We start from the raw sequence: 13,284 nt of genomic DNA on the forward strand, positions 1-13,284 counted from the left end.
CTATGAGTAATTTATAAATACAATTCGAAATAAATTATGCTAAGCGCGGTGGTTGAAAAACAGAAGGTTTTTCAAATAAAGAAGTCGATTCTTTGTAGAAAAAATTCAGAGGAATATTTTGATAAGATTGGTACACTAATTGGCAGGCAAGCTCTGGAACCATGAGAAAAACGCCATTCACTTGACAAAGCATATGGTGGTGGTTTTTAAAGGGTAAATCTTCGTGCTCTTTATGGTCGTTGGGATGCGGAGCTTCTTTATCGCCATAATGTTCAGCAAGAAATTCTAAAAAAGTATCGCCATACATTTCTTTATGGTACTGCGCATGCTCAATTAAAACACTGAATTTTAACAAATCTTCAAGATTAATATTGATGCTTTGTGCAAGGATCAAAAACGAATAGAATATTACAACTAGCTTACTCATACCAATAACAATATTACAAAAAATTAAGTATAATAAATGTTAAAAGTAAGCCTTCAGTTGTACTGAACCTGTATGAATGGTTTTACTGGATTCGGTTTTTCTTCCAAAATAGCTAAGGTTTAAGTCTAAGAAATCAGTCAGTTTTTTTTGGGCCAATAAGGTCCAAGTGAAGTTTTTTCCTGGTTGTAAACCTTCAAGAATTTGATAAGCTACAGGTGTGTTTACGTTGCCATTGTAACTATTGGATATGTAATTTAGTTCGCCATTAATAGCACTTTTTTGACTGCTAGCTAGGCTGAAGGACATTCCATATTTTTGTTGTTTTAAAGATTCCTTGGCGCCAATCGTATTTCTTTTATTGGCGTATTGGTAAAAAACGTCGAAACTGGAGTTGTCGTTAAATAAATAAGAGAGTTTTGGGTTAAATCTGGACTCGTCGAAATTGTAGTTTTTGCTGGAAAAATTCTCACTGATACTCTCATTGTTATCAAAAGCCGATAGCATATTAATCAGCCAACTTTCTGCTATTTTATGGTTAAAATTAAATTGATGGCTTTTTAAACTGTTTTCAATGAAGCCGACAGAAAGAATGTTGCTTGTGGTGTTGCTTAAATAGGTGTAAGATGTTGTATAGCGCTGCATACCACGGTTAAAGAAAAGAACATTTCTAAAGTTTAGTTGAAGGCCGAGTTGGTCGTCTTCATTGCCGTTAAATGGGTTTAAATTAAAGCTTTCGCCTTCACGTTTTGTTTTCCGGTCTATTAAATAACTCGATTGGTTATAAAAATGCGACCAGATTTTTTTTGATTTACTTTCTGAAACGGACCATTGATTGGGGTTGATGGTTAGTGTTTGGCTTAGCCTGTTTTGGTGTGTTTTTATAAAAACCCGATTGGGCAATAATACCCTAATGTATTTACCTTGGTCTTGAAATTGGGCTATTTCAAATTCTTCTAGTTCTTGAATACCATTTTCGTTATAATCGTTCCAGGTGTAGGCGCCTTGTCCTGCTTCCACTTCAACATATGTGAAATCTTGTTGAGGTAATGTGCCCGAGTTGGTTTCAAAAATCGTGTTCCATTGTATAATTTGATTGAACAATTTTTGGCTGAATTGCAATCTAGAGTTAATCGACCTCTCGTCATCAACGCCTTCGTCTGCGCTTTTTAATGTTCGGTAATTGGCATATAAAGACAAATTAGTGTTTTTGTTTTGAATTAATCTAGAATCCAAATAAAAGGTATTAGAGGTGTTTACCTTTTGCAATTCATCATTTCTGATACTATCATTAACACGGTTTTTATAGCCAATTTCGGTAAATATCTTGGTGCTGTCACCAATACCCAAAAACACTTCGTAAGATTTGAATTTTTGGCTAAATGGTGTTAGGTTTTGCGTTGCCTTTTCGCGTTGTTCGTTATCTTCAACCGAGAATTTTGTGCCCAGCCAACTTTTATCCATGTTATAGGTGATTCGGTTGTAAGACCTTAAAAAGGTTGAGGTATTCACCATTGAATTGGCATCTAAAAAACTGGAATATGACGCAATATTAAATCTATTTAACTGAAGATTGGCATGGGCCACATGTCGGTTTCCGTTAAATCCTTCAGAAAAATTTAAATGTTCAAACTGATAATTAATAAAACCCTTTTTTTGATGATGCAATTTTAATCCTGAGTAAAATAATGCCTGATTTCCTAAACCAAAGCCAATACCGTTAATGTTTTTGATGTCTAAATTCCAATCACGGTTAAATTCGGGGTTGTAAAGTCCTTCAATGTTTCTGTAGTTTTGGTTGATGTAATCACTGTCTATAAAAGCATCTACGTTCCAAAGGCTATCGGTTTTTATTAAGGCTTGGTTAGCGATTATTTTTCCGGCGAAGCCATTATTGTTATCATCGTCTTCACCTGAAAACAGATTCAAGTCGTTTTTACTGGCGGCCAATTCAAAACCAAAATCGGTTTTTTCAGAAGGTTTGTAATGGCCGTTAACAACAGCAATTTGTAATTTTGTTGGGGCCACCAACTGTACGATGGGCGCATAATTGCCTTGATTCGGGCCAATATATTCGTAAATATTGTTTATAGCGTTTATGTTACTGAGAGCATAATCGCCTTGGTTGTCACCAACAACAGAAAAGGTAACACGAAAAAGCTCATCGTCTGGGTTGTTAGAAAAGACAAAAGCTTCGTTACCGCCTATCAATTCTTTTCTGTATAAAATACGGTTTTCATTTTGTGTTTCCCTTATTTCCGAAGGGGCCACCATTTGCGAGCGGTCGTCACCGGCATTACTCAAAATTTCAATCTGTTCATCTGATAGATTTTGCTGTAAGGGTTGGTTTTTGGCATCGTTTTCAGAATATACCGAAACGCCGATTTTTAACTTTTCGGTTTCGTGGTTGGTGCCACCATAAGTTACAAAACGGGAATAGTTGCGGTCGCTAAATTGGTAATCGACGGTGATGCGCATTTCGGAAGTTATGGGGAATGTGGAATTGAAAATAATTTCACCGGCATTATAATCAATAATATAATCTTGGTCTTCACCGCGTTTTACGGGTGTTCCGTTAACGTAAACCGTTTCGCTTCCCGATACAATAAGCACGAAAAGTTCGCCGTTATTGCCTTGTAATTTATACGGCCCTTGGTTGCCTTCTTGGGCTGTAAATTGGCTGGTGGTAAATTGTCCGCGAACCAATGCACCAGCGGCAAAAATGTTGGTTTGTGAATCTTCTTCGCCTAATTTCAAATTGAAATTTAAGCCTTGTACGCGTTTAGAGAAATTGGCAAAATAAGAATTGGTGTTGACCAGATCAATATCCCCGGCGCGCACATTCCAGCGGTCGCTAAAAAGCTCAATAAACACTTGGTCAAATTCATCCAAACGTTGGCTATACCCGCTTTCTTGTAAAGGAATATTCGCATCTTGAATCGATGCCCGAAGCGAGACTTTGTCATTTAATTTTCCGGTAATCTGCAGATCTAATTCACTGTTTAAAACTGAATTTTGATTGTTTCCAATGGTAACACCTCTCGAAATACTGCCCGATGTAGTCAATCCATCAAAAGGAATAAATTTTTTCGATACGTTAGATTCCGAAAATTTATATAAAGGTTGGTCGTTACCATTGTTTTCAACAATTATATGGTCATCAAGCTGTTTGTAAGTTTTGGTTAAAAACTCAGGATATTTCAAATAATTTATAACAATGGAATCGGTATTAATTGGCTTTTTAATTTTCAAAATAGCTTTGGAAAAATCAACGGAATAGAAAGATGAATCAACGGACGTAAGGTCTTTCGTTTTGATAGAAAACCAATTGGGGTTGATGCTTACGCTATCAATTTTGATTGTATCGTTTACAGCCATTGTTTTTGTTCTGTAATTACTGTTAAGGCTCTGCGAAAAACCGCAAAAACCACAAAGCAATGCCAGAATATATAAAATGCCCTTCATTGAATACTTAAACTGATATATGTTTAAAATATTTTGTTAATAGCTTCGTTAAAACTCCTGTTATAAAGTATGGCGTAAAAGTAGCGTATTATTTATTTTAGCCGAAATATCTTTAAAAGACCAGTTAGGTTTAAAAACCTTGGGGTTTTGGAAGTGTAACAATTTAAAATTCAATAGTTTGAAAATTATATCCTATAACGTAAACGGTATTCGTGCCGCCATAAATAAAGGTTTTATCGATTGGTTAAAAGCAGCAAACCCAGATGTGGTTTGTTTGCAGGAAATAAAAGCGATGAAGGAGCAGTTGGACTTGAGTGTTTTTGAAGAGGCTGGATATAAATACAATTATTGGTTTAGTGCCCAAAAGAAGGGCTACAGCGGTGTAGCTATTTTAAGTAAAACCGAGCCCAATGATGTAGAGTATGGTACAGGAATAGAATCTATGGATTTTGAAGGCAGAAACATCCGTGCAGATTTTGATGGGGTTTCGGTAATGAGTTTGTACTTACCGTCTGGAACAAACGACGCCCGGTTAGATCATAAATTAGAATATATGGATATGTTTCAAGAGTACATCAATAACTTGAAAAAAGTCACTCCTAATCTTGTTATATGTGGTGATTATAATATTTGCCATGAAGAATTAGATATCCATAATCCGAAAGGCTTGAGCAAGGTGTCCGGATTTTTGCCTGTTGAACGTAAGTGGATAGGAAACTTTATTGATAGTGGTTTTGTTGATTCTTTTAGATTCAAAAACCCGGAGTTACAGCAATACAGTTGGTGGAGCTACCGCGCCAATGCCCGTGCCAATAATAAAGGTTGGCGATTAGATTATGCTATGGTGGCACAACCTTTGCAAGAAAACATAAATCGAGCCGTTATACTTAGCGAAGCAGTGCATAGCGACCATTGTCCTATTCTGTTAGAGCTTGAAAATTAGAAATTTAAAAAACAAACCCAAGTAAATGATTAAAAAAAGCCTGTTAACCGTATTTAGTTTATTGATTTTGGCCTCCTGTGTTTCGCCAAAAATTTATAAAGATTTAGAAGCCAAGTATGCCGACCTTAAACAAGAAAATAGAAATCTAGCGAGAGAAAATAGATCGTTGTCAAAGGCAAAAACGGCAGCCGAAAACGAATTGAAACAGTTAAAATCGGCCTATGACGAAGCCGTTGAGCAACGTGATAACCTGCAGGCCGAATACAATGCCACGAAGGCCAGTTTAGATAATCTAAAAGCGTCGTATGATGCGTTGGAGAAAAACAGTTCTAGAGCAATTACTGAAAACTCTCAAAAGAATAGAGAATTGTTGGCACAGCTAGAAGCTAAAGAACAAGCTTTAGAAGCAGAAAACGCCCGTTTGGAAAAAATTAAGAGAGAATTACAGGAGCGTTCTGAACGCGTGGCCGAACTTGAAAAATTAATTGCTGATAAAGATGCGGCTATGACGGCTTTAAAAAATGCTATTTCAAGTGCATTAACCGATTTCGAAGGTAAGGGTTTAACGGTAGAGCAGCGAGACGGCAAGGTATATGTTAGTATGGAGAACAAACTGTTGTTCAGCTCAGGAAGTTGGTCTGTTGGTGCCGAGGGAAGAAGAGCCGTAGAACAATTGGGTTCTGTTTTGGGAGACAATCCAGATGTTGCTGTATTAATTGAAGGTCACACAGATAATGTGCCGTATTCTGGAAACGGACCGTTAACCAGTAACTGGGATTTATCCACCAAACGTGCCACCTCGATAGTGAATATTTTACGCGAAAACCGGGAAATCAATCCTCAAAATCTTACGGCTGCAGGACGAGGAGAGTATGCACCGGTCGATACAAATGAAACGGTAGAAGGTCGTGCAAAAAACAGACGAATAGAAGTAATTTTAACACCCAAGTTAGATGAGCTTTCTAAGCTTTTGAACGAGAATTAGAATTTGGGCGTTCCACTCCCGATAACTATCGGGAGATTAGGCTTTCACTACTCAATCCCTCCTTTGTCGGGGATTTCAAACATGCCGTTCAATCCCTAGCGCATAAAAAACCTTTAAAAGCTACTGAGGCTTTTAAAGGTTTTTTATCTTTACGCTTCGTCAAAAAATATATGTGAATTGTCATTCCTGCGTAGCCAGGAATCCACTAAAAATACATTTCGATTAATAATATTCCCGCCTTTGCGGAAATGAGAAAAAGATTTTTTTATGAAGTACACAACACTACCGCAAACCAATATAAAAGTTAGTAAAATCTGCCTAGGAACCATGACCTGGGGAAATCAAAATACTGAGGCGGAAGGACATGCGCAACTGGATTACGCCATAAACCAGGGTATTAATTTTATAGATACCGCCGAGATGTACCCTGTTCCAGCAACACCAGAAACACAGGGAGATACCAGTAAAATTATTGGTACATGGCTAAAAAAAACCGGAAATCGAGATAAAGTGGTTTTGGCCAGTAAAATTGTGGGACGTGTAAACGATTATACCAAGCACGTTCGCAGTGGTGGTTTAAATACACAAACAATTGAAGCGTCTTTAAACAAAGAGTTAAAACGATTGCAAACCGATTATATTGATATTTACCAAATTCATTGGCCAGAACGATTAACCAATACTTTTGGAACAAGAGACTACAAACACAACCCGAACGATGAATGGGAGGACAACTTTAACGAGGTACTGCGTGCACTAGATGCTCAAATCAAGGCGGGTAAAATTCGGCATGTTGGCATTTCAAACGAAAAAGCTTGGGGTGCCATGCGTTTTTTAGATGAATCTAAATCACACAATTTGCCAAGAATAATTACCATACAAAATGCATATTCGCTATTAAATCGAATTTTTGAAGGTGATATGGCAGAAATATCCATACGAGAAAATTTAGGCTTGTTGGCCTATTCACCCATGGCATTCGGAGTGCTTTCTGGTAAATATATAAAAGGAACAGCGGCCGATAATGCACGGTTAAAGCTATTTCCAAGGTTTGCACGTTATAGCAGCGAGCAATGTACAGAAGCCACAAAGCGCTACTTAAAAATAGCTGAAGAAAACAATATGAGTTTGGCTCAAATGAGCTTGGCTTTTGTAACCCAACGGCCATTTGTAACTAGTAATATTATTGGAGCAACATCTTTAAAACAGCTTAAGGAGAATGGAGATTCTATTAATATTACTTTGCGCGACGATATTTTAGAGCAGATAAATAAAGTACATGCCGAAATCCCTAATCCGGCGACTTAATTAATTTCTGAAATTTGATTTTCAGTTTTAAAAAATGAAGTAAAAAAAAACCCGCTAACTTGAAAAAGTAGCGGGTTTTTTAATTATTTAATTTGATTACCATCTTTATCGAAAAAGTGGTATTCTAAGTATGTGTAAGCATCTCTTGGTAAAACTTTAACCCATTTTTTGTGCTCTAAAAACCATTTAGAACGCACAGATGGAAAACCTTTTGTTAAAAAGGCTGCTATAAAAGGATGTGTGTTTAAAGTCAACTTTTTATAGTCTTTTTTTAATAGTTTTTCAAGGTCGTGGTTTATTTTTTGCACGATTCCTATTGGCGCTTCAACCTCGGAACCATTAATAATCTCATCGGGGTTTTCCTCGCGAGTTTTAATGTTCATTTCTGGGCGAACGCGTTGCCTTGTTATTTGTATCAAACCAAATTTACTTGGTGGCAGTATTTTGTGTTTCGCTCTATCGTCCTTCATTTCATCTCGAAGGTGATTGAAGAGCTTTTGCCTGTTCTGAGCATTGGTCATATCAATAAAATCGACTACAATAATGCCGCCCATATCACGCAGGCGCAATTGGCGGGCCATTTCCGTAGCGGCTATTAAATTAACCTCTAACGCCGTATCCTCTTGGTTATTTGCTTTATTAGAGCGGTTTCCACTGTTTACATCTATAACATGAAGTGCTTCGGTGTGTTCAATTACCAAATAAGCACCTTTTGCCATAGAAACAGTCTTGCCAAACGAGGTTTTAATTTGTCTTTCTATTCCAAATTTTTCAAAAATTGGAACTTTTGACTGATACAATTTAACTATTGATTCTTTTTTTGGTGCAATTTCTTGCACGTAATCTTTAATTTGAATGTAAAGCTCTTCGTCATCTACAGTAATTCCTGTAAAGGTGTCATTGAATATGTCTCGCAGAATAGACGAGGCTTTATTCATTTCACCTAGTACCTTACTTGGATGATGTGCTTTGTGTAGCTTTTTGCACATTGCCGTCCAGCGACTAAGCAAGTTTTGCAAATCTTTATCTAGTTCAGCTACTTTTTTGCCTTGTGCTACGGTACGTACTATAACGCCAAAACCTGACGGTGTAATACTTTTAACAAGTCGTTTTAAACGGTCTTTTTCCTCACGGTCTTCTATTTTTTGTGAAATAGAAATACGGCTGGAAAAAGGAACCAAAACAATATATCTGCCGGCTATAGAAAGCTCAGAGCTTATTCTAGGGCCTTTGGTAGATATAGGTTCTTTAACGATTTGTACCAATAGCGATTGATTAGATTTTAAGGCGTCGGTAATTTTACCGTCTTTCTCAATATCTTTTTCAAATGGGAAGTTTTTTAAAGAAAAATCTTTTAGTTTACCTGTGCTTACACGTTTTGTGAATTTTAAAAGCGAAGGCAGTTTTGGCCCTAAATCGTGATAGTGCAAAAATGCATCTTTCTCGTAGCCCACATTAACAAATGCGGCATTTAGTCCAGGAACGGCTTTTCTTATTTTGGCTATAAACACATCACCAACAGAAAAGTCATTACTGTCTTCATCTTTCTGTAATTCAATAAGTTTTCCATCTTTTAATAAGGCAAAATCAACATTTTCGGAACTAGATCGGATGATCAATTCTTTATCCATTTTGTTAATTTTTATCCATACTTCTTTAGTTTACACTCTCAGTGTTTAGCTTACAGTATTTTTATTACTGTTAACTGTGACTGATTACTGCCAACTGAATCGTACAGATGGATTATACATTATTTTCTTCACAGGATTTTTTTAATCTCCGTGGAGTTCATTACCATTAAGCGGTGCTTAAAAAATAAACGAACTCATTTTCAAAGAACTTGATTGCTTTTAAACCAAAAAAAGTAGCTAATCTAACTACTTTTTTGATTTATTTTTTCTTTTTGTGACGGTTAGCGCGTCTACGTTTCTTACGTTTATGCGTCGCTACCTTATGTCTTTTGCGTTTTTTACCACTTGGCATAAATAGTGTCTTTTTAAATTAATGATTTATTTTAATACCAGAACAATTCTGGCATATGTCTTAATTATTTTACGTCTACGTTTGTTTTTACGCCTTCTACAAAAACTTTTGCTGGCTTAAACGCTGGGATATTGTGAGCAGGTATTTTAATAGTGGTATTTTTAGAAATATTTCTACCAGTTTTTTCTGCTCTGGTTTTAATGATAAAACTTCCAAAACCTCTTAAATAAACATTGTCGCCACTTTCTAATGAAGTTTTAACTTCTTCCATAAATGTTTCAACAGTTGCTTGAACATCACCTTTTTCAATTCCTAACTTCTCAGAAATTTTTGCTACTAAATCAGCCTTCGTCATTTTAATATTATATTTTTTTGTTACTATTAATTATAAAAGGGATGCAAATATAGGAATTAAATATTCAATATTTCAAACCTAATTAATTAAAATTTAATATTATAAAGGTTTATTTTTGTTCGTTTTATTTAATGAATCGATGAATTTTTCAAAAACCATAATTAACTGGTATTCAGCAAACAAGAGGAGTTTGCCTTGGCGCGAAACCAATAGTCCATATAAAATATGGCTATCTGAAATTATTTTGCAGCAAACACGGGTTAGGCAGGGGTTACCATATTATGAAGCTTTTGTTGCAAAATATCCAACAGTTTTTGAGCTTGCGAAAGCCAATGAAAGTGATGTTTTAAAATTATGGCAGGGACTAGGGTATTATTCACGAGCAAGAAATTTACATGCAACAGCTAAATACGTTGTCGATGAGTTTAACGGAATATTCCCAAATACTTATAAAGGACTATTAAAATTAAAGGGTGTTGGTGATTATACGGCCAGTGCTATTGCTTCCATTTGTTTTAATGAGCCGACAGCTGTAGTAGATGGTAATGTTTACCGGGTGCTTTCGCGTTATTTTGGAGTTGATACACCAATAAATTCATCAAAAGGGGTAAAGGAATTTAAGGCCATGGCACAGGAGTTAATCGATAGAAATAATCCTGCCATATTCAACCAAGCTATTATGGAGTTTGGTGCCACACAGTGTAAACCTAAAAATCCAGATTGTGGCAATTGCCCATTTCAAAATAGTTGTGTAGCTTTTGGTCATAATCATATTGATGCGTTGCCAGTAAAAAATAAATCCGCGAGAGCGAAAAAAAAATACTTCAACTTTTTGGTGTTCGTTTCAGAAGATGGAAAAACGATTTTAGAAAAACGACAAGGCAAAGGGATATGGCAAAACTTATATCAGTTCCCGTTGGTAGAAACCAATAAAAATTTTGATGCTGAGTCTTTTGAGCCGTTGATTGAAAGTCACGATTTAGTAAAAGGTCATCCGTTTAAATTTACACCTTATAATAAGGAGTGTATTGTTCATAAATTATCACACAGGCATTTGCATACAAAATTTTGGATAGTTAACGTGGAAAAGTTACCGGTAATGGGCATTCCTGTAAATCAAGTTCGCGATTATGCTGTTCCTATTTTAATAGGTAATTTTATTGAATCGTTTAATTTTTGACCGTTTATCAATGGCAATCATATTTTTTTATTAATTTTAAAAAAATGAATGGCAAATGGTTACTTTTGCCCTCTTGAAAAAAGAAAACTATGTCTGGAACTTTAAATAAAGTAATGCTTATAGGGCATTTGGGAGATGAGGTGAAAATGCACTATTTTGAAGGTGGCGGTTGCATTGGGCGTTTTCCGTTGGCAACGAACGAAACCTATACAAATAAGCAAACCAACGAGCGTGTTACAAATACCGAGTGGCACAATATTGTGGTACGAAATAAAGCGGCCGAAATTTGTGAAAAGTATTTAAGCAAGGGTGATAAAGTTTATATTGAAGGTCGATTGAAAACCAGAAAATGGCAAGACGATAGCGGCAACGACAGGTATTCAACTGAAATACAATGCACAGATTTTACTTTTCTCACCACAAAACAGGAAAGTGGAAATAATACTGTTACATCAAACGCGACAGTTTCACAAAAGCCTGCTGAAAACCAACAACCTGCCAACAAGCCCATTGAAGATGAAAATGATGATTTGCCGTTTTAAAAATACACTCGGTAGTTTATCGAGAAACTTATGTTTAACTAAAGCACTTCTAGTTGGATCCTGACCCCTCCAGTTTTATTTCATTAATAGTAACCGTAGATTATTCGGTTATTTTTGGTTTGGCATTTTTGGTTTTGCTTTTGGTGTGCTCTGCCTTAATTTCTGGAGCGGAGGTGGCTTTGTTTTCGCTCTCGTCTGACCAAATAAAAGAAGGGCTAGAACAGAAATCTAAACGTATTGAGGTTATTTCTAAACTTTTAGAACGACCTAAAAAATTATTAGCCACCATACTAGTAGCAAATAACTTTATCAATATAGCTATTGTAATTTTATTTGCTTTTTTGGGTGATTTTCTCTTCGGAAATATAGCAAGCCCTGAGTTAAAATTCGTTGTCGAAGTTGTACTCATAACGTTTTTAATCCTGTTGTTTGGCGAAATATTGCCTAAAATTTACGCCAGTAGGAACAATTTAAAATTTGCCGTATTTATGGCTTATCCTTTGCGGGTGTTAGATGTGTTTTTATCTCCTGTTAGTTTACCCATGCGCGGTGTAACTTTAGCAATTCATAATAGGTTAGGGAAGCAAAAATCGGGCATAAGTGTCGATCAATTGTCACAGGCCTTGGAGTTAACCAGTGAGGAAGACACCACAAAAGAAGAACATAAAATATTGCAGGGTATCGTGTCCTTTGGAAACACCGATACCAAACAAGTTATGCGTCCGCGAATTGATATTTTCGCTGTAAATATCGAGAGCAAGTACTTGGAAATTATGCCAGAAATAGTTGAGAATGGCTATTCCAGAATTCCAGTTTACAAGGATAATATTGATAACATTGAAGGCATCCTTTATGTAAAAGACCTATTGCCTTATATAGACAGAAAACAATTCGATTGGACCACCTTAATTAGAGAGCCGTTTTTTGTGCCAGAAAACAAAAAATTGGATGATTTAATGACCGAGTTCCAAGATAAAAAAGTGCATTTGGCTGTGGTGGTTGATGAGTACGGTGGTACCTCGGGATTAATTTCGTTAGAGGATATTATTGAAGAAATTGTTGGAGATATCAGTGATGAGTTTGATGATGAAGACTTAACGTATTCCAAGCTTGATGAAAATAATTATGTTTTTGAAGGAAAAACAGCCTTAAAGGACTTTTATAAAATTACTAAGTTAGAAGACGAGACCGTTTTTGAGACCAACAAAGGCGAGGCCGAAACCGTGGCTGGTTTTGTGCTTGAGATTTCGGGAAGCTTCCCTAAGTTAAATAGTAAAATAAATTTTGAAAATTACGTTTTTACTATTGAAGCTATGGACAAAAAACGAATCAAGCTTGTTAAATTCACCATGTTATAAAATTTTACAGCACGGTTAAAATAAAATCTTTATGACAATAAAAATCAGGGATATATTTTCAACAAAGAATTTTTTGATTGTCATGGCTTTAATGGTGGTGTCTTGTGGAGATAATTATGTGCCTAAGCCCAAAGGACACTTAAGGTTAGATTACCCTGACACTAAATATGCTGATGTTGATTTTGATTTACCATTTAGTTGTGAAGTCAATAAATTAGCTAAAAATATTGAGGTAAAACAAATAGAGGCTTCCTCAAAAAGTTACGGTATCAATTTAGAATACCCCTTATTGAAGGGCACAATTTTCCTTACCTATAAATCGGTTGAAAAAAGTGATAAAAACCTCAGGGATTTTATTCGAGATGCCCAGAACCTCACTCAAAAGCACACTATTAAAGCAGATGAAATTCCTGTTACAGTATACGAAAATAAAAAGCGAAATGTATTTGGCGCATTCGCAGAAGTAAAAGGCAATGTTGCTTCAATGGCACAGTTTTATATAACCGATAGTGTTAATCATTTTTTAACAGGGTCACTTTACTTTTACGCTAAACCTAATTACGATTCCATTTTGCCAGCGGCTCACTATTTGCAAAATGATATGAAACACATCATGGAAACTGTAAAGTGGAAATAAAAAAAGCCTCTAATTTCTTAGAAGCTTTTCTTGTGTCTAAAACCTAATTATAAATTAGGCCATCGTTCTTTTTTTGAGCAACAGCCATTTTACAATTAGCCTAA

11 protein-coding genes are annotated in these 13,284 nt (G+C 35.9%); 7 read left to right on the forward strand and 4 right to left on the reverse strand.

All coding sequences use genetic code 11. From position 1 onward, the window contains the following. Window positions 1–34: 34 nt before the first annotated feature. A complete protein-coding gene (locus tag ACIEHO_RS01865) occupies window positions 35–427 on the reverse strand; it encodes a hypothetical protein (RefSeq protein WP_406968065.1) in 393 nt (130 codons plus the stop codon). A gap of 39 nt (window positions 428–466) precedes the next feature. Beyond that, a complete protein-coding gene (locus ACIEHO_RS01870; RefSeq protein ID WP_406968068.1) occupies window positions 467–3,889 on the reverse strand; it encodes a hypothetical protein in 3,423 nt (1,140 codons plus the stop codon). 178 nt (window positions 3,890–4,067) lie between these two features. Between ACIEHO_RS01870 and ACIEHO_RS01875 the strand changes: the two genes are divergently transcribed. The 3 genes from ACIEHO_RS01875 (at window position 4,068) to ACIEHO_RS01885 (ending at window position 7,125) form a co-directional block, all read left to right on the forward strand. Further along, complete coding sequence (locus ACIEHO_RS01875; RefSeq protein ID WP_406968070.1) at window positions 4,068–4,832, forward strand: exodeoxyribonuclease III; 765 nt, start codon at window positions 4,068–4,070, stop codon at window positions 4,830–4,832. A gap of 25 nt (window positions 4,833–4,857) precedes the next feature. Next, a complete protein-coding gene (locus ACIEHO_RS01880) occupies window positions 4,858–5,817 on the forward strand; it encodes an OmpA family protein (RefSeq protein ID WP_406968072.1) in 960 nt (319 codons plus the stop codon). A 267-nt stretch (window positions 5,818–6,084) separates the two neighbouring features. Further along, window positions 6,085–7,125, forward strand: a complete 1,041-nt coding sequence (locus tag ACIEHO_RS01885) for an NADP(H)-dependent aldo-keto reductase (protein ID WP_406968074.1) — start codon at window positions 6,085–6,087, stop codon at window positions 7,123–7,125. Between the two features lie 83 nt (window positions 7,126–7,208). Here ACIEHO_RS01885 and ACIEHO_RS01890 read toward each other — a convergent pair whose 3' ends face one another. After that, window positions 7,209–8,756: an Rne/Rng family ribonuclease gene (locus tag ACIEHO_RS01890; protein ID WP_406968076.1), complete on the reverse strand. Its 1,548-nt coding sequence runs from the start codon at window positions 8,754–8,756 to the stop codon at window positions 7,209–7,211. Between the two features lie 416 nt (window positions 8,757–9,172). Then, the gene (locus tag ACIEHO_RS01895; protein ID WP_019386001.1) at window positions 9,173–9,463 is read right to left on the reverse strand and encodes an HU family DNA-binding protein; all 291 of its coding nucleotides are present in this window, start codon (window positions 9,461–9,463) and stop codon (window positions 9,173–9,175) included. 139 nt (window positions 9,464–9,602) lie between these two features. Here ACIEHO_RS01895 and mutY point away from each other — a divergent pair, with 139 nt between their 5' ends. The 4 genes from mutY to gldD all read left to right on the forward strand — a co-directional run bounded on the left by mutY (window position 9,603) and on the right by gldD (window position 13,180). Beyond that, the gene (mutY, locus tag ACIEHO_RS01900) at window positions 9,603–10,643 is read left to right on the forward strand and encodes an A/G-specific adenine glycosylase (protein ID WP_406968079.1); all 1,041 of its coding nucleotides are present in this window, start codon (window positions 9,603–9,605) and stop codon (window positions 10,641–10,643) included. A gap of 89 nt (window positions 10,644–10,732) precedes the next feature. Next, window positions 10,733–11,185, forward strand: coding sequence for a single-stranded DNA-binding protein (locus tag ACIEHO_RS01905; RefSeq protein ID WP_406968080.1), 453 nt, complete (start codon window positions 10,733–10,735; stop codon window positions 11,183–11,185). Window positions 11,186–11,238: 53 nt separating this feature from the next. After that, window positions 11,239–12,543, forward strand: coding sequence for a gliding motility-associated protein GldE (locus ACIEHO_RS01910; protein WP_406968082.1), 1,305 nt, complete (start codon window positions 11,239–11,241; stop codon window positions 12,541–12,543). Between the two features lie 31 nt (window positions 12,544–12,574). Further along, the gene (gldD, locus tag ACIEHO_RS01915; protein ID WP_406968083.1) at window positions 12,575–13,180 is read left to right on the forward strand and encodes a gliding motility lipoprotein GldD; all 606 of its coding nucleotides are present in this window, start codon (window positions 12,575–12,577) and stop codon (window positions 13,178–13,180) included. Window positions 13,181–13,284 lie beyond the last annotated feature (104 nt).

Source organism: Flavisericum labens, from assembly GCF_045446075.1.
GTDB lineage: Bacteria > Bacteroidota > Bacteroidia > Flavobacteriales > Flavobacteriaceae > Flavisericum > Flavisericum labens.